The 16,530-nt window shown below is 62.8% G+C and carries 15 protein-coding genes; 7 read left to right on the forward strand and 8 right to left on the reverse strand.

The annotated features are described in order from the left end of the window. Window positions 1-14 precede the first annotated feature (14 nt). Together D0B32_RS24225 and D0B32_RS24230 are read left to right on the forward strand one after the other, a co-directional pair. Entirely contained in the window at window positions 15-980 is a 966-nt protein-coding gene (locus D0B32_RS24225; protein ID WP_117336844.1) for a helix-turn-helix domain-containing protein, read from the forward strand. Between the two features lie 64 nt (window positions 981-1,044). Beyond that, window positions 1,045-2,013, forward strand: a complete 969-nt coding sequence (locus tag D0B32_RS24230) for a LysR family transcriptional regulator (protein WP_117336845.1) — start codon at window positions 1,045-1,047, stop codon at window positions 2,011-2,013. 40 nt (window positions 2,014-2,053) lie between these two features. Here the strand turns inward: D0B32_RS24230 and D0B32_RS24235 are convergent, their stop codons facing one another. Next, entirely contained in the window at window positions 2,054-2,869 is an 816-nt protein-coding gene (locus tag D0B32_RS24235; RefSeq protein WP_117336846.1) for an alpha/beta fold hydrolase, read from the reverse strand. A gap of 158 nt (window positions 2,870-3,027) precedes the next feature. Continuing rightward, complete coding sequence (locus tag D0B32_RS24240) at window positions 3,028-3,951, reverse strand: LysR family transcriptional regulator (RefSeq protein ID WP_117336847.1); 924 nt, start codon at window positions 3,949-3,951, stop codon at window positions 3,028-3,030. 110 nt (window positions 3,952-4,061) lie between these two features. Between D0B32_RS24240 and D0B32_RS24245 the strand changes: the two genes are divergently transcribed. Together D0B32_RS24245 and D0B32_RS24250 are read left to right on the forward strand one after the other, a co-directional pair. Beyond that, window positions 4,062-4,805: an SDR family oxidoreductase gene (locus tag D0B32_RS24245; protein WP_117336848.1), complete on the forward strand. Its 744-nt coding sequence runs from the start codon at window positions 4,062-4,064 to the stop codon at window positions 4,803-4,805. 95 nt (window positions 4,806-4,900) lie between these two features. Then, the gene (locus tag D0B32_RS24250; protein WP_117336849.1) at window positions 4,901-5,836 is read left to right on the forward strand and encodes an NADP-dependent oxidoreductase; all 936 of its coding nucleotides are present in this window, start codon (window positions 4,901-4,903) and stop codon (window positions 5,834-5,836) included. A gap of 49 nt (window positions 5,837-5,885) precedes the next feature. Here the strand turns inward: D0B32_RS24250 and D0B32_RS24255 are convergent, their stop codons facing one another. Then, window positions 5,886-6,686 (reverse strand): helix-turn-helix transcriptional regulator, encoded by an 801-nt coding sequence (locus D0B32_RS24255; RefSeq protein ID WP_259295120.1) that lies wholly within the window; start codon window positions 6,684-6,686, stop codon window positions 5,886-5,888. A gap of 79 nt (window positions 6,687-6,765) precedes the next feature. Here D0B32_RS24255 and D0B32_RS24260 point away from each other — a divergent pair, with 79 nt between their 5' ends. Continuing rightward, on the forward strand, window positions 6,766-7,845 hold the full coding sequence (locus D0B32_RS24260; RefSeq protein WP_117336850.1) for a zinc-binding alcohol dehydrogenase family protein: 1,080 nt from the start codon (window positions 6,766-6,768) through the stop codon (window positions 7,843-7,845). 14 nt (window positions 7,846-7,859) lie between these two features. Here the strand turns inward: D0B32_RS24260 and D0B32_RS24265 are convergent, their stop codons facing one another. Both D0B32_RS24265 and D0B32_RS24270 read right to left on the reverse strand, forming a co-directional pair. After that, the gene (locus tag D0B32_RS24265; protein WP_117336851.1) at window positions 7,860-8,426 is read right to left on the reverse strand and encodes a cytochrome b; all 567 of its coding nucleotides are present in this window, start codon (window positions 8,424-8,426) and stop codon (window positions 7,860-7,862) included. Then, on the reverse strand, window positions 8,423-9,583 hold the full coding sequence (locus D0B32_RS24270) for a catalase family peroxidase (RefSeq protein ID WP_259295121.1): 1,161 nt from the start codon (window positions 9,581-9,583) through the stop codon (window positions 8,423-8,425). The genes D0B32_RS24265 and D0B32_RS24270 overlap by 4 nt, the downstream gene beginning before the upstream one ends. 317 nt (window positions 9,584-9,900) lie before the next feature. Here D0B32_RS24270 and D0B32_RS24275 point away from each other — a divergent pair, with 317 nt between their 5' ends. Beyond that, the gene (locus D0B32_RS24275; RefSeq protein WP_117336853.1) at window positions 9,901-10,752 is read left to right on the forward strand and encodes an AraC family transcriptional regulator; all 852 of its coding nucleotides are present in this window, start codon (window positions 9,901-9,903) and stop codon (window positions 10,750-10,752) included. Window positions 10,753-11,042: 290 nt separating this feature from the next. Here the strand turns inward: D0B32_RS24275 and D0B32_RS24280 are convergent, their stop codons facing one another. Together D0B32_RS24280 and D0B32_RS24285 are read right to left on the reverse strand one after the other, a co-directional pair. Then, window positions 11,043-11,999 carry an ROK family protein gene (locus tag D0B32_RS24280; protein WP_181969894.1) on the reverse strand — a complete coding sequence of 319 codons (957 nt, stop codon included), beginning with the start codon at window positions 11,997-11,999 and terminating at the stop codon, window positions 11,043-11,045. 29 nt (window positions 12,000-12,028) lie between these two features. Beyond that, window positions 12,029-13,477, reverse strand: coding sequence for an APC family permease (locus D0B32_RS24285; protein WP_117336855.1), 1,449 nt, complete (start codon window positions 13,475-13,477; stop codon window positions 12,029-12,031). A 241-nt stretch (window positions 13,478-13,718) separates the two neighbouring features. On the opposite strand from D0B32_RS24285, the gene D0B32_RS24290 reads away from it, so the two are divergent. Continuing rightward, window positions 13,719-14,930: an ROK family transcriptional regulator gene (locus D0B32_RS24290; RefSeq protein ID WP_181969895.1), complete on the forward strand. Its 1,212-nt coding sequence runs from the start codon at window positions 13,719-13,721 to the stop codon at window positions 14,928-14,930. Between the two features lie 21 nt (window positions 14,931-14,951). On the opposite strand, the gene dctA is transcribed toward D0B32_RS24290, so the two are convergent. After that, the gene (dctA, locus tag D0B32_RS24295) at window positions 14,952-16,307 is read right to left on the reverse strand and encodes a C4-dicarboxylate transporter DctA (RefSeq protein WP_117337165.1); all 1,356 of its coding nucleotides are present in this window, start codon (window positions 16,305-16,307) and stop codon (window positions 14,952-14,954) included. Window positions 16,308-16,530 lie beyond the last annotated feature (223 nt).

Genomic DNA, 16,530 nt, shown 5'->3' on the forward strand with positions numbered 1-16,530 from the left:
TTGCGTTTTCAGCCATGAAACCAGCCTACGAGCACGTCGAGTTCGGCGAGAACTGTTCGCTGCGGGTTTACCATCGGCGCCTGCCGCGCATTCCGTTCGAGTGGCATCACCATCCCGAGTACGAGTTAACGCTAACCATGAACAGTCATGGCAAGCGCTACATCGGCGACTCTGTCACCGACTATGAAGCCGAGGATCTCGTCCTCGTGCCGCCGGATTTGCCCCATACGTGGGCCTCGAATCGTTCCATCGACCCTGCCTCGCCGCAGGTCGCCATCGTGATCTGGTTCGACGGCGACTGGGCGCGCCGCATGGCGGATTGCTGCCCCGAATATGAACCGCTGCGCAAACTGCTGCGCCGCGCCGCCTGCGGCCTCGCCTTCGCCCCGCCCGCCGGCAACGCGATGCGCGAGCGGCTTGCGCACCTGCTTTCCAGCGAGGCACGCGAGCGCCTCGGCACCGCGCTCGACATTCTCTGCACGCTGGCCGACGCACCGGGCCAACCGCTGGCATCGCCCAGCACGTTCAATGAAGCAATCGGGCCCTCCGGTCACGAACCCGAACGGATCAACCGGGTTCTTTCCGTGATCGACGCCCGCTTCGCCGAGCCGCTGCGCATGGCGGAACTGTGCGAGGCCGCGAATCTGTCGGAACGCTCGCTCACGCGCTACTTCGTGCAACACATCGGCGAGAGCGTCGGACGGTATATCGCCCGCGTGCGGATCGGACACGCATGCCGCATGCTGGTGGATACCTCCTTGCCCGTCGCTGTGATTGCCGCGCGCTCAGGCTTCGCGAACGTCGCCAATTTCAACCGGCAGTTCAGGGCCGCGAAACAGACCACACCAGCGGAATATCGGCGCCGCTTCGCGGCTGCGGGTTCGCCTGATACCGATGCCTCTGCCAGCTTGACCGAGCGCTCGCCGTCTCTGCAACGCAAGCGCAAGACAGCAGGTTCACAAGGCGAACTCACCGCTTAGGATTGCCATACATTATGAAAACGAGCCTGCGCATCATGATTAGGGCGTATCAAGCAAGGAACGCATGGACCGTCTGACCTGCATCAGCGTGTTCGTCGCCGCCGTCGACGAAGGCAGTTTCGCCGCTGCTGCACGGCGGTTTGGCTTATCTGCCGCGATGGCTGGCAAATATGTGAGCGCGATCGAGGCCGAACTCAATGCCAGACTGCTTCACCGCACGACGCGTCGTCTGAGTCTCACGGAAATCGGCCACACCTATTACGCGCGTTGCAAGCGGATTCTCGAAGCATGGGACGAGGCCAATCGCGAGGCGAGCGATGCGCGCGGTACCGCACGCGGCGTGTTGCGTGTCGCCGCGCCCGTCACGTTCGGCGCGATGCATCTCGGCCCGGTGCTCGCCCGATACCTGGCGGATCATCCCCACGTCAACGTCGAGGTGTCGTTGAGCGATCGTTATGTCGATCTGCTCGAAACCGGCGTAGACGTGGCCGTGCGGATTGGGCGCCTGCCTGATTCAGCGCTGGTGGCGCGGCGTCTCGCACCGTGCCGCATGGTGATCTGCGCGTCACCCGCGTTCCTCGAGAAGAACGGCACGCCGCGCAGTCCCGACGATCTCCAGCAGGCGCCGCGACTCACGTTTAGTGAGGCGGTGTCAGCCGGCGACTGGATGTTGACCGACAGCCAGGGGCGCGTGCATCAGGTTAGCGGCCCGAGCCGCCTGTCTGCCAACAATACTCAACTGTTGCTCGCCGCCGCGCTGGAAGGAAGCGGGATTGTCTATGGACCGACGTTCGTGTTCGGCGAGCACATCGCACGCGGCGAACTCATCGAACTGCTGCCCGATTATCACGCGGCGGAACTGACGATCCAGGCGGTGTTTCCCAGTGCGCAGCACCTGTCGCTCAAAGTGCGTCATCTGCTGGACTATCTGGCCGCTGCATTCGGCGACGCACCGCCGTGGGACCAGCACACACCACAACGCATTCAGCGCGCGCGGCAACCTCAGAGAAAGTCGCGGCGCGCGAAGGCCTGACAATCGAACGCGCCATGAACGTTTAGGCTCGCACGAAACCCTACTCGTGCGTGCTGCAGTTATCGTCACTCGCCAGCGGTTCGAGTTCAGCAACGAACTCCCGGATAACCGTGGCAACCGCCGCCGGCGCTTCGAGCGGCGACAGATGCCCAATGCCCGGTAACACGTGCAGCCGGGCGCCCTGGATGCGCGGCAGCAATTCGTTGCGCAGCGTCTCCACGCTATCCACCTGATCGCGCTCACCCGAAATCACCGTGACGGGCACATTGATAACGCCAACCTCAGCCGTGATGTCTTCGAGCATGCCGGCGTTGGGCCATGCAGCTTTCGCTTGCGGCGCACCGCGCAGACTGTCGGCGATGACCTGTTCACGTTGCGCGCGCGTCAGCGGGTTGGCGGTCAGCACGTTGTCGAGGACCCCACTGATTGATTCACGCGAATCGTAAGCAGAACTCATCGCTGCACGTTGCTCGGCCGAAAACTTCATTGCCGAGGGCGGCGATGGCGCGACCAGCACCACGCCCTGCAGTCCTTGAGGCCGACGCGACGCGAGCAGTTGCGCCACCTTGCCGCCCATCGAATGCCCAACCAGCACGAAAGCGCGCAGTTTCAGCTCGGCAATCACGTCCTCGGCGTCGTCGGCCAGATCGGCGATGGTGTAGCCGTGCGCCGGCGCGTCGGACTCACCCCAGCCGCGATGATCAATGGCGATGGACCGATATGCGCTCGACAGGCTGTCCACAACGCCATCCCACGTGCGGCACGAACCACCCCAGTAGTGCAGAAACACCAGCGCCAGGCGCCCCTCGCCCTGCTCCTCGACGTGAATCCGCGCACCTCTCGTATGGATATCCATTGCAATGCTCCCTTGATTTCTGGTCTGCTGTGCCAGTGGCACATCGCTCGACTCGCCCGGCCAAATCCGGACCCGAGGAGAAATCATAGAATGCATCGTCTTACGCGATAATCCATCTCTTCGTATCAGCAGTCGATCATGTGGTGATCGAATCGCGCTCACCGTCCATCGAATTTCTCCGCCAGCCGCCGCTCACGAAAAGCCTCGACCACGAAGTCGACAAATGCGCGCGTTCTCGCCGGCAACAGCTTCTTGTTCGGGTAGTAGAGCGAAATCGGCCCCTGCTCGGCGTACCACGTTGGCAGCAGCCGCATGAGCGTGCCTTCCGATAACCAGCGAGCGGCGTGGGGCATCGGCAGGTAGGCAATGCCCTGGCCGAGCATCGCAGCGTGGGCGATCGCCTCGGGGTCGTCGAAGATGATGCGCGTACGAGACTCCGCGCGGTATTGCTCGCCGAGCTGGTTGCGCAGCGTCCAGACCCGCAGCCGCCCGGTCGTGGCCGAGCGCCGCACGATGGCGTCGAACTGGTCCAGTTCCGCCGGATGTTTAGGCATCTTCCGCGTCGCCATGTAAGCAGGCGACGCAACCACGACGACATGCGTGTGCGCGAGTTCGCGCGCCACGATGCCCGGCGTGAGTTCGATGCCACCGCCAATGGCGACGTCGAAGCCGCCCGCAATCAGATCGACGGGCCGGTTATCGAAATGCCAGTCCGGCACGATGGCGGGATACCGCGCAAGAAAATCGCCGAGCAGCGGGACCAGATACTCGCGGCCAAACGCGAGTCCCAGGCTGACTTTCAACAAACCCGCAGGCTTGCCCTCCTGGGTCGTCGCGCCCGCAAACGCATCCTGCAGCGCCGTGAAGGGCTCGCTCACCTCGCGCAGAAACTGCTCGCCCGCCGGCGTCAGCGTGAGATTGCGCGTGCTGCGCTGAAACAGCCGCAGTCCGAGCGCGGCCTCCAGCCGTGCGACGTTCTTGCTGATCGCCGCGGGTGTCAAACCGAGCCGGCGCGCCGCCGCGGAAAAACTGCCGTGCTCGGCCGTCAGCACGAAGGATTCGACGAGATTGAGCGCTTCCATTGAATGAGGATTCGATACAAATGGTTGAAAGAGATAGTCTAGATCACCCGCTACTCAAGGTGTAATCAAGAGTCGATACTGCGTCCATCAACACTCACCTCGAGCACATCATGACTTCGAATCTGAACGGAAAAGTAGCGTTTGTCACCGGCGGCAGCCGGGGTATTGGCGCAGCCATCGTGCGGCGTCTGGCGCGCGATGGCGCGACTGTGGCATTCACTTACAAGGGATCGGCGGCCAACGCGAGTGCGCTTGCTGCCGAGATTGAAACGGCCGGTGGACGTGCCCTTGCATTGCAGGCCGACGCGGGCGACGCGGCTGCCGTCGGACGCGCAATTGACGCCGCCGCAACCCAGTTTGGCAAGATCGACATTCTCGTCAACAATGCAGGCGTTCTCTTGATGGGCGGCGTCGACACGTATTCGCTGGAGGATTTCGACCGTACGCTTCAGGTCAATGTGCGCGCCGTGTTCGTGGCGATCAAGGCCGTGCTGCCCCACATGGGCAACGGCGGCCGCATCGTCAACATCAGCAGCGTCAACGCCGAACGCATGCCGTTTGCCGGCGGCGCCGCTTACGCCATGAGCAAGTCCGCGCTACGCGGTCTGGTGCAAGGTCTGGCGCGCGACCTCGGCCCGAAGGGCATCACTGTCAACAACGTGCAACCGGGTCCGGTGGACACTGACATGAATCCCGAAACAGGTGATTTCGCTGCGATGCTGCATGGTCTGATGGCACTGCCGCGCCACGCGCATCCTGACGAAGTGGCCGGGATGGTGGCTTACGTGGTCAGCCCGGAAGCCGGCTTCGTGACCGGCGCCAATCTGACCATCGATGGCGGCTTCAACGCTTGAGCGCGGCGTTGCATCTTGGTCCTGCCTGTATTAATCGGCAGGACGAACTAATCTTGAGGGCGCGGCCAGCGCTCTCCCTCAATTGAGGTGACATTATGATGACGATGATGAAAGCCATTCAGGTGTCGACGTTCGGCGCGCCCGATGTCCTGGAGTGGGTCGATCTGGAGAAACCGCGGCCAGCGGCCAATGAAGTGCTGGTCGAAGTGGCGCGCGCCGGAGTCGGCCCGTGGGATGCGTGGATTCGCGCCGGTAAAAGCGTGCTCCCGCAGCCGTTGCCGCTTACGCCCGGGTCCGATATCTCGGGAACAGTGGTCGAACTCGGCGCAGACGTAACAGAATTTGCCGTCGGCGATCGCGTCTTTGGCGTGACCAATCCGCGCTTCACCAACGGCTATGCGCAGTTTGCGACGGTGCGTGCCAGCATGATCGCAAAGATGCCTGCCGGCATGCGCTTTGACGATGCCGCTTCGATGCCGGTGATCGCCGTGACGGCGTGGCAAATGCTGCACGATTTCGCGCATGTTTCGGCCGGGCAACGCGTGCTGATCTATGGCGGGGCCGGCAATGTCGGCGCGTACGCCGTGCAGCTTGCGCGCATCGCGGGTGCGTTCGTCGTCGCCACGGCATCCAGCAAGGATCTCCAGCGCGTGAAAGATAGCGGCGCGCACGAAGTACTGGATCGCTCGGCGTCGCTCGATGCTTACGCGGATTCCTTCGACGTGATCGTCGATACGGTTGGCGCAGACGCGCTGCAAGGCAGCTATGCGCTCGTCAAACGCGGCGGAACGATCGTATCCATCGTGGAAAAGCCCGACGAAAAACGCGCCGCGCAACGCGAGTCACGCGCGGACTTTCTGCTCGTCTCCGTCGCCACGGCCACCCTCGAAACGCTCGCTGATCTGGTCATGAAAGGTCAACTGAAGACTCATCTCGGCGATGAGCTACCGCTTCGCGACGCACGGCTTGCACATCAGATGATCGAGGGATCGCAGCAGCACCGGCCAGGAAAGATATTGCTGGTGCCCTGAATGCCGTTGGCAGACGGCTACGCCCGAATCAGCGCCTCGGTAAAAAGCCTCACACGGGCGTGTAAATCGCGAGCTTCAGCGCGGGATCGTCGTTCGCCTGGAACGTAGCGTACTCGTACCGCAGCAGCCCACGTTGTGGATGCATGAGCAACTTGCGTCCGGATACGCCGCTCACCACATCATGCGCGTTCCACCACTGCGCGAATTCAGCACTGTGCGAGCGCAGGCGCTCGACCAGCGCGACGAAGGTTGGATCGTTGGCGTGCAGATCATGCGTCGCGCGAAACAGCGCAATCATGCGGCGCGCCTCATCGGCCCACGTCTCGCCGAACAGGCGCCGCGCGTCCGCTTCGATAAACATGAACACGAGGATGTTGCGATCGGCTTTCGCCAGACGCTGAAAGCCGAGAAATTCCGCGGCCGCCGTGTTCCAGGTCAGGATGTCCCAACGCCGGCCTGTCACGTACGCCGGCAAAGGCAGGCTCGCCACCATGCGCTCGATGGCAGGCGGCACGCGCTCCACCTCGAAAGCCCGATGCGGGTGCTCGCGCGCCAGTGCCCGCATATGCGCAGCTTCGACCTCGCCAAGTTGCAGCGCACGGGCGAGCGCATCGAGCGTTGCATGGGAAGGGCTAACCGTTCGTCCTTGTTCGAGCCGCACATACCAGTCCACGCCGATGCCGGCCAACTCCGCGACCTCTTCGCGCCGCAAGCCAGGCGTGCGGCGGCGCCGGCCATTGCTGGCGTGTTGCGTTGGATCGAGCCGTTGCCGGCGCGAGCGCAGGAAGTCGCCCAGTTCGCTTCGTTTTGCCGCCGGCATGTCGTCCTCGAAGAAGGTGGTACGCAGCAATCCTGGGATAGTGCCAGGCCTTGTTAGCGATTCTAGCGCTGCCAGAATGGTGCGATCGACACTATCCGAGGAGCACACGATGAAAGCCGCAGTGCTAAATGCATTTGGACAACCGCTCGAGATTGTCGAGAAACCGGACCCGCAGATCGGCACGGGAGAGGTGATCGTCGATGTCGTGGCCGCGCCGGTACTATCGTACGCGAACGAAGTATTCAGCGGCGAGCGGCGCTATCTGATGGAATTGCCCATGATTCCCGGTTGTGGCGCAATTGGCCGCGTGAAGCTGAGCGGTCCCGACGCTACGCATCTGCAAACCGGCGACTGGGTATTCTGCGACCCGACCGTGCGTTCGCGCGACGACGCCTTGACGCCCGACATCACGCTACAGGGATGGAGCGCGCGTGGCGACGGTGGCTTGCGTCTACAGCGGCACTTTCATGACGGCCCCTTCGCCCAACAGTTGCGTGTGCCGACCGAAAACGCGATCCGCATTGGCGCCATCGAACCGCACGAGGCCGCCCACTGGTGCGCGCTCAACGTCGCGCTCGTGCCGTACGGCGGCCTGCTGGCGGCCGCGCTACAGGCCGGCGAAACGCTGCTGGTGAGCGGCGCTACCGGCAACTTCGGCAGCGCCTGCGTGGCGGTGGCGCTGGCGATGGGCGCACGCTGTGTGGTTGCGCCAGGACGCAATACGAAAGCACTCGCTGATCTGGAGCGGCGCTTTGGCGAACGCGTGCGAACCGTCATCCTGTCCGGCAATGAAGACGTCGATCGTGAGCAGCTTCGCGCGGCGGCCCCTGGTCCAATTGATTGCGTGATCGATCTGCTGCCACCCTCGGCGGACACGAAGGCCGTTCGCGCGGCGGTCATGGCCGTGCGTCCCTATGGCCGCGTCATTTTGATGGGCGGCGTAGGCATGCTCGGCGGCGACGGACTGAGCCTGCCCTATCCGTGGATCATGCGTAACGACATCACGATCCGCGGCAAATGGATGTATCCGCCAGAAGCTGTCACCCGCATGACAGGCCTGGTTCGCGCGGGGCTGTTCGACCTCAGGCAATTCGAAGTCACCACATTTGCGCTCGATGACGCAAACGAGGCCGTCGCTCACGCCGCCCATCACGGCGGTCCATTCAGGATGACGGTGATTCAGCCTTAGCGTTGCTGGTGTTGCTAGCGTTGCCGGCGTTGTATTGGCCGGCCATTCGACACGCGCAGCGCTGCCATGCTTTCGAACACGCCGTCACGAAACACGAAAGCATGAAGCAGCGCGGCGCCGAGATGCGCGAAAAAGACGGCGAACAGCAACAGCGCCAGCACGGTATGCGTGTGCCGCAACGCCGCGTAAAGCGGCGCATCATGCGGCAACAAAGTCGGCAGATGAACGGCGCCGAACAGCACCACCGGATAGCCGCCCGCCGACAGCATGCCCCAGCCGACGAGCGGCACCGCGAACATCAATGCGTACAGCGCAACGTGACTGGCGTGCGCTGCAAATGCGATGAGACGCGGCATCCCAGGCGGCAATTGCGGCGGCGGATTGAGCAGGCGGTTGATCAGACGAAGCGCGACGAGTGCGAGCACTGCGATACCGAGCGGACGATGAATCGACACCAGCGCCTGATAATGCAGCGGCGTCGTGACCATGCCAATGCCGATGAACAGCATCGCGACGATCATGACGGCCATGAGCCAATGCAACAACCGCGACAACGAGGGAAAAGCCTGAACTTTTGTCATTGGTGCGCCCCTTCTGCGCCGCTCGCGGAAAAACGAACTGCGGGCGATGGCGCAGGTTCTCCCGAGCGCCGCACGAACGATGGTGAGTACGCGGCGGAACGGGCACTGAGGATAGGATCGTCGGACCCTTCGATGCCGGCTGGCAGGATCAGCGGATCGAACGTGACATCGCGGCAAGGTCCCTGGGTTTCGTCTTGCAGTTGATTCACGGTCAGCACCCCAAGCTGGACATGTTCACGATCGGCAGGCCACGCCTGGGTCGGATCACTGGTCGGATCTTCAGGACGACCAATCGTTGCGATCAGACGCCAGCGCACCGGCGCAGCATGAACGCGGTCAGCGAGATCGTCGAACAGGTAGTTGTGATCCTGCAATTGCGCCGGCGTCGGCTTGTCGGGACGAAACGGCTCTTCCGGCACCATGCTCCAGCGCACGGGCGTTGTCTGACCTTGCGAACTGGTGAAGATAAACGCGTCCAGACTGTTATAGGTCGTGTCGGCGAAACCCGATGAAAATGGCTGTGCCATGATGATTTTCATGGCACGGGCCGTATCGGGGTGAGACGCGAAAAAGGCCTTCATCCGTGCAGGATCTGGCTTGCCAGTGCGTGGATCAGGTGTCGCCGCACCCAGTTGATCATAGAGATCCCGCAGGCTGTGTACCGTGAATACAGGAATGCCGTTCATGCCGGTGCGCCAGATTTCGCCGTTGCTCAACGTGAAGTTCACCGCCATGCTGCGCACGGCCGTCGGTCCATCCATCATGAAGGGCTGGCCGCCGGCGAGCGCAAATCGTCCGAACACGGGCGTCGTGCCCGGCTTGAAAATCAATGCCTTCGACAGTCGCTCGCCCTGGCCATCGCTTTCAAACGAGCCGGTAAAACAGACACCTTTTGAATGATTGCGACGAAAGCCGGGATGCGGTCCATTAGCCCGTTCGAACTGATCCACCACACGCGTTTGTGTGAGTCGGTGCGGCGACAGAAAACCGCCCGTGTATGCAAAAGCCACGACCGTGCAGGCCAGAATGGCGGCAATGCCAAACAGCGCCGGGACGTTCGCGAACGAAAGCACGCGCCGCGCGCTGTAGGTGTCGGCGCTAACGGGGCGATCGGTTTCGTTCGACGCGGGCGGCGGCGGAGGTTGGGTTCTGCTCAACGGATCAGCCTCCTTGGTGTGATCAGGAACGTGATAGCGGACTACTGGTAGTGGACACATCGACGGTGTCCTCATGCTAAAGACCGCCATCACAGCGGTCTTTCAAGTTTCGACACGTATCAAATTGCGGAAGCCCCAGGTTTTGTCTGCTCAAATGACGCCAATGCCGCCAACACCGCGCTGCTCGCGAGGGCCGCGCGATGTACATGCAAATTGGCGTGTGCTATGTTTTTATCGCATACGCGCAGTAATAATTCGCGTACCCGTTTGCCGCTTTGAGCGGTTGCATCGCAGTCCTGTCAGGAGCGTGTATCGACATGAACGCGGCCATTCCGCAGCTGAAAAGCTATCAGCGGTCCAGAGGCGAAGCCATCGACATGCACACCTCCGAGGACGTGTGCGCGCTCCTCATGCCCGTGACGGAGGGCGCCGCGCAAGTGACGCGCAAGGGCAGAAAGCTGTTTAGCGGGGCGTTGCGGCCTGGCATGCTGCGTCTGTCGGTGCCCGAGGAACGCAGTCAGACGGTGTTCGTCGCGCCCTTGCAGCAACTGGAATTGATCGTGCCAGGCGATACGCTTCGCCGGGCGTTTAGTGAGGCCGGCTATCTCTGGCCCGCCGAGCCGGTTCGATTCACCCCGTTGGTGCGCCCTCACCCCGTGGTCGCGACGCTGGCAGCAGCATTTGCCGCCGCGAGCCAGTTGAGTTCACCTCAGCGTGAAGCATATCTGGAGGGTCTGGTGCAGGCGTTGCTGGCCAATCTGGTCGACTGCCAGCACTTCAATCTTCCTATCAATGACCATACGCGACTCGGACCGCTGGACGATGCGTCGTTCGCACGATGTGTCGAGTTTGCCGACGCCAATCTCGAAGCGAAACTCAACGTGCGGGATTGGGCCGCTGTGCTGGATCTGGGCACAGGCGAGTTTGCCCGCGCCTTCAGAAAGCGGACGGGCAAATCGCCTTACGCATGGTTCGTAGATCGTCGCATTGATTTTGCCAAGCGTCTGCTCGCCGAAAACGCGCTCTCATTGGCCGACATCGCCCTGCGCGCCGGATTTTGCAGTCAGAGCCACTTCACTGCATCGTTCCGTCAACGAGTGGGATGTTCCCCGGCACGCTGGGCACTTTCCTTCAAAACCAATGCGATGGACTACGAAACATTGAGCTGAGCATGAGCTGATTGACCGCGGGCCGTTCAGCGCAGCGCGAGGTCTGCTGCACCTGCCTGAAGCGCGGCCTGAAGCAGCGGCTTCCCCGCGTCGTCCAGCCACTCATCCATCGTCTGCAGCGCGGGAAATGGAGCCACTCGAAGTATTCAGCGGCTGGAACAGGGTGCATTGGCCGGCCATCGAGCGGGCTCGCAAGGATTTCGACGCGCGAGCTGCGGAGACGCTGTAAGTGGAAAGTGCACGGATGAAACGCCAGGCCAGGCAGCCCTGCAATAACGCGTCCGTGGCGACTATTGGCAGGCGTGCTGCACGCGGTGCCCCGCCCACGCATCCATAACAGCAGCGATCGCACCCTGCAACGCGGCCCCCTTACCAAACGCAGCAACCGCCACCACGGGCGGATACGGAACCGCACGTTCGAGTTGTGCTTCGATAGCGGCCAGCACGGCTGGAACGCGCGCCATCCCTCCGCCGATCACGATGTGCGACGGGTCGAGCAGAAGCGCCATATTGGCGACGTGCATCGCGAGACCATCGAGCGCATCGTCGATCAACGTCGCGACTGCTGGCATCGACGCCGCGAGTTCGAACGCCTCCCGTGTGGTCACCGTGCGTCCGAGCAGTGCGCTCGTGCGGTCGGCAAGCGCGCGGCCCGAGATGAAATTCTCGAGCGGCGCGCCGCCGTCGACGAACGGCACTTCGCCCATCACGCCACGCAACTGGTAGCCGATTTCACCCGCTGCGCCGTGCGCGCCGCGCAGCACTTTTCCACCCACCACGGGCGCGGCCGCGAGTCCGGTTCCGACGTTCAGATACAGCCCATATTCAACGCCCATCAGCGCCCCGCAGCGCGCTTCGGCCAACGCCGCCGCCTTGACGTCAGTGGCGACGCTCACGCAGTCGACGCCAAACCCTTCGCGCAGACGCGCCGCAAGAGCGAGGCGCTCCCAGCCCGGATTATTCGGCGCAAGATGAATGCCGTCGGGCTGCACGATGCCGGGCGTCACGGCGGCCACCGCGAGCAACGCACCGTCCGTGTCTAACGCTGTTTTCGATGCGAGCGTCAGCGCCGCGTCGAACATGCGCGCCAGCACCCGGTCGGCGCCCTGCTCGGCCCATGTCGGGATTTCCGTTTCGTGAAGACGCTGCCCCGTTGCGGTGACGGTCGCCATTGCGATCTTCGTGCCGCCAAAGTCGATGGCGAGCAGAAAGCCGTTGTCTTCGTCGCTGAATGCCTGTTGTTGCATGGATGAATCCGTGTCGTACATGAGCGCGATCAGTGACCCGTACCGGCGTTTTGTCGTTCGATGAAGGCTTCGCGCACGTGCTTCGGTCCGAACGGCCACTGCTTCGCAACGCGCGCCCAGATCACGAATGCAATCAGCCCCAGCACGACCCAGCCGGTCGAGAGGATCTGCGACTGATGATCAGTCGCATAGAACACGTAGAGCCATCCAACCAGCGCCACCAGACTCGGCAGCGGATAAAGCCACTGGCGATACGGCCGGACGAGTTGCGGTTGACGGCGGCGCAGCACGGTCAACGCCGCAATCTGCGCAACCGATTGCAGCAGCACCGCCACAGCGACCAGCATATTGATGACCGTGGTCAGGTCGAAGAAAGTGCCAGCGGCGGTCACCACGCCCATCACGAGCAGCGCAACGTGCGGGAAATTGTGCTTCTCATGCAGCTTGCCGAACGCCGAGAGGAACACGCCATCGCGTGCGGCATAGAACGGCACACGCGAGCCGCCCAGCAATCCGGCGAACACGGACGCGAATGCCGCAATCAGGATCAGCACCGTGACGACCGACGCAGCAGCGTGCCCCCAGTTGCGCGATACCACGAGCGAAGCCACCGACGTAGACTTCGCGACGTCCTGCCACGGCACCGTGCCGATCACGCCGATATTCATGGCGAGATAGAACACCATCATCGCGAGGATCGAGATGATGATGGAACGGGGCATGACGCGACCCGGATTCTTGAGTTCGTCGCCCATGTAGGCCGTGGTGTTGTAGCCCGCATAGTCGTAGATGGCGATGATCAGCCCCGCGCCCAGCCCCGTGAAGAACTTGCCGATATTGCCCGCGTCCGGCGGCAGCGACATGGCGAGGCTCAGATGGAAATCGGAGTAAGCGGCTGCGGTGGTCAGGCCCACTGCCAGCACCATGATGATCCACAGCACGGCGCTCAAGGCGCGGATCGACTCGATACGGCGATACAGCGCAAACACCACCAGCGCGACGACCGCGATACCAATGGCGTGGGTCTGCCAGGGCGTGAGATTGGGCAGGAAGAAGCCGAGGTATTGCACGAAGCCGATGATGCCCGTGCTCATGATGAGCGGAATGGAAAGCATCGCAGTCCAGACGAACAGGAACGGCATCAGCTTGCCGGTGCGGTACTGGAATGCCTCGCGGACATACAGGTACGTGCCGCCCGCGCCCGGCATCGCCGCCCCAAGCTCGGCCCACACCAGACCGTCCGCCATCGCGAGAATGGCGCCGCAAATCCAGCCAATCACGGCAAGCGGCCCGTTCATCACCGCGACGATGGCGGGAATGGTCAGGAATGGACCCACCCCGCAGATCTGGATCATGTTGACTGCAATGGCCGGGAACAGGCCAACCGAGCGCCGGAAATGCGGCTGTTCGGCATCCGCAGGCTGCGCTGCCTCGGCCTGTGAACCGTTGGACCGGTCCTGCCAGGTGGAATCGCTCATCAATGTCTCCGTGCGGCGTATGCCGCGTCTCGTTGTCTGGAACTGCCTCAGGATAGGCGCCGCTTCTTGGTGTCGGCGTCATGGTGTTGAATGATAGGAAAGATTCTTTACGAATGCAAATGTGTCAAAATTCGTCTCGCGCTGATCCATGACGGCGCTCCCCGAGGCGCCAGTGCGTGCTCGTGCTTGCCCGGGGATCATGGTCGTTGATAGCATCGGCCATCCTGTCACCTTGCCGCGCATGAACCACCACACTCTGAAGGCCATCCAGTCCACCGCGCCGGTCACACGCGGGCCGGCATTCGTCCGTCAGGGCAATGAGTGGGCGATCTATCAGCACCTGTTGTCGCTGGCGCCCGCCTCCAGCCCGCAACTGGCCGCGAGCACCGGCCTGTCCAAGGTGACGGTGTCGGCTGCACTAGGCAATCTGGAACAACTTGGGCTTGTCGAGCAGACCGGCGTGCGCGCCGGCAACGCGGGGCGCTCGCCGCGTCTCTATGCGCCCCGTGCGCGTGCCGGCTTCGTGGTCGCCATCGACGTGGGTGCCGAATGGATTCGCGGCGCCGTGGCCGATCTGACGGGCGGCATCATCGCGCGGCTGGAGAAACGCACGCCCGCTCGCGTGACCCAGCACGTGCCGCGCATCGTCGAACTCGTCGACGCCATGCTCGAACAGCAGAGCGTGCCACGTGAAGATGTGCTGATGACCGTGATCGGTTCGCCCGGTGTGCTGGATGCAGCCAGTGACCGGCTGCGTCTCGCGCCTAATCTACCCGACTGGGAAAAAGCCGGGCTGATTCCCTCGCTGCGCGCGGCGCTCGGCGCCGACATCGTCATCGAGAACGACATCAACCTCGCCACGCTGGGCGAGCAGCGCCACGGTGTCGGACGTGACGTCGAGAACTTCGTGTTCATGTCCATCGGCACCGGCATTGGCGTGGGTATCGTCGCCGGGGGCCGCCTGCATCGCGGCGCACATGGATTTGCCGGCGAAATCGCCGTGTTGCCGTCCGCGCCTGCCGAGGATGGCAGCACGCACGACGGCACTCATCGGACTTTCGAATCGTTTGCCGCCGCGAAAGGCATCGTCGCCTACGCTCAGCGTCTCGGGCTTGCCGTATCGAACGCCGAGGAGGTGTTTATCGCCGCCCAGGCGGGCGACGCGCGGGCCCAGCGCTGCCTGGACGAAGAAGCGCGTCAGCTTGCATGGGGACTCGCCGCCATCATCCCGGTGCTCGACCCGCAACTGGTCGTGTTCGGCGGCGGCATTGGACGTAGCGGTGCGTTGATGCTGCCCGCCATCCGCGAGCATCTGTCGTCGCGGCTGCCCATTCCCGTGCCTGATTTCGCGGTCTCTGCGACCGGCACGGATGCGGTGCTGCTGGGCGCGATCGTGCATGGCATCGACCGGGCGCGCGTGAAGGCATTCGAGCGTATCGGCTACAAGGCCTGAACGCGTCGTTGCACGCCGGCTTCATTGCTCTGCTGGCAAAGCGCTGCCTGCACGTGGTTTCGGTTGACGCTCATCCAGCGCGACTGCGTCGCTTAACGCTTCCCGAGCGGGATCGCCGTCACGAGTACCGTGAAGCACCGCATGCATACGCGGACGATCGAGTTCACCTTCCCAGGCCGACACGACGACCACCGCGACCGCGTTACCGATGATGTTCACCAGCGAGCGACACTCCGCCATGAACCGATCGATGCCCAGAATGAGCACCATCGACGCAACGGGAACCGTGGGTACGACGGCGAGGCTCGCCGCGAGCGCAATGAAGCCTGCACCGACCACCGCGCTGGAACCCTTGGAGGTCAGCATCGTGACCGCCAGCAAGGTCAACTCTTGCCCCATCGTCAAATGAATATTCGTGGCCTGGGCGAGAAACAGAACCGCGAGCGTCATATAGATGTTGGCGCCGTCCAGGTTGAACGAATAGCCGGTCGGGACGACTAGCCCCACCACCGCCTTCGAGCAACCCAACCGCTCCAGTTTCTGCATCAGTTGAGGCAGCGCCGCCTCGGACGTGCTCGTGCCCAGCACGATGAACAGTTCGTCCTTGAGATATGCCAGCAGACGCCACACGCTGAATCCGGAAACCCTTGCGACGGCGCCAAGCACCACGGCAACGAACACGAACGCGGTCACGTAGAACGTCACGATCAGCTTCATGAGCGGTATCAGCGAGGCGATGCCGTACGTTCCGACGGTAAACGAGATCGCGCCGAACGCGCCTAACGGGGCCGCTTTCGTGATGATCCTGACCCACGAGAAGAACACCGCGGAGAGTTTTTCGATCGCTGTGGACACCCCCTTGGCGTGCTCGCCCGCCGCGGAGACCGCAATACCGAACATCACCGAAACGAACAGAATCGGCAGCGTATCGCCTTTGGTAAACGCTTCACCGAACGAGGCCGGAATGATTCCCAGCAGAAAGCCCTCGAGTCCATCATGACGATCCGCCTGGCTGACGAAGCCCGAGATTGCCCGGGAATCGAGAGACGCGATCGACACGTTGAAGCCGTTGCCCGGATGCAGCAGATGACCGAACAGCAAGCCGACCGCCAGAGCGATGGACGACACCACTTCGAAATACAGCAACGCCTTCCCGCCTACACGCCCCACTTTCTTCAGATCGCTCATGCTGGTGATGCCGGTCACGACGGTACAGAAGATGACCGGACCGATGATCATGCGAATCAGTTTGATGAAGGCGTCACCTAGCGGCTTCATCGCTGTCGCGTAGTGCGGGTAGAGATGGCCGAGCAGGATACCGGCCGCGATTGCCGCCAGCACCTGGAGGTAAAGGACCTTGTAGAAGGGTTGTCTCATGATGTCGTTTTCCGGTTCGTGCGGCAGCGTATCGACCTGCCCACCCACGGCATGCGCCAGCAGGCAAACGGCGTTGATCGGCGCGCCGCGCGATGCGGCGACCGAAGCTTGCATGTCGTTACGTTAGAGGGCGCGCGATCCCCGGTCCATGTCGAATCAGCATGGTTTCCAGGTCATTTATAGCGTCGCCGCCGGAAGCATCGCGTCCGGCGGCCGTCATCCC

The sequence above is a fragment of the Paraburkholderia sp. DHOC27 genome (assembly GCF_003429005.1).
GTDB lineage: Bacteria > Pseudomonadota > Gammaproteobacteria > Burkholderiales > Burkholderiaceae > Paraburkholderia.

Coding starts and splice junctions, on each gene's coding strand:
- D0B32_RS24245 (WP_117336848.1), top strand. CDS start 4,062: ATGACTTCGAATCTGAACGGAAAAGTAGCGTTTGTCACCGGCGGCAGC.
- D0B32_RS24235 (WP_117336846.1), bottom strand. CDS start 2,869: ATGGATATCCATACGAGAGGTGCGCGGATTCACGTCGAGGAGCAGGGC.
- D0B32_RS24275 (WP_117336853.1), top strand. CDS start 9,901: ATGAACGCGGCCATTCCGCAGCTGAAAAGCTATCAGCGGTCCAGAGGC.
- D0B32_RS24260 (WP_117336850.1), top strand. CDS start 6,766: ATGAAAGCCGCAGTGCTAAATGCATTTGGACAACCGCTCGAGATTGTC.
- dctA (WP_117337165.1), bottom strand. CDS start 16,307: ATGAGACAACCCTTCTACAAGGTCCTTTACCTCCAGGTGCTGGCGGCA.
- D0B32_RS24250 (WP_117336849.1), top strand. CDS start 4,901: ATGATGACGATGATGAAAGCCATTCAGGTGTCGACGTTCGGCGCGCCC.
- D0B32_RS24290 (WP_181969895.1), top strand. CDS start 13,719: ATGAACCACCACACTCTGAAGGCCATCCAGTCCACCGCGCCGGTCACA.
- D0B32_RS24265 (WP_117336851.1), bottom strand. CDS start 8,426: ATGACAAAAGTTCAGGCTTTTCCCTCGTTGTCGCGGTTGTTGCATTGG.
- D0B32_RS24280 (WP_181969894.1), bottom strand. CDS start 11,999: ATGCAACAACAGGCATTCAGCGACGAAGACAACGGCTTTCTGCTCGCC.
- D0B32_RS24225 (WP_117336844.1), top strand. CDS start 15: ATGAAACCAGCCTACGAGCACGTCGAGTTCGGCGAGAACTGTTCGCTG.
- D0B32_RS24230 (WP_117336845.1), top strand. CDS start 1,045: ATGGACCGTCTGACCTGCATCAGCGTGTTCGTCGCCGCCGTCGACGAA.
- D0B32_RS24285 (WP_117336855.1), bottom strand. CDS start 13,477: ATGAGCGATTCCACCTGGCAGGACCGGTCCAACGGTTCACAGGCCGAG.
- D0B32_RS24240 (WP_117336847.1), bottom strand. CDS start 3,951: ATGGAAGCGCTCAATCTCGTCGAATCCTTCGTGCTGACGGCCGAGCAC.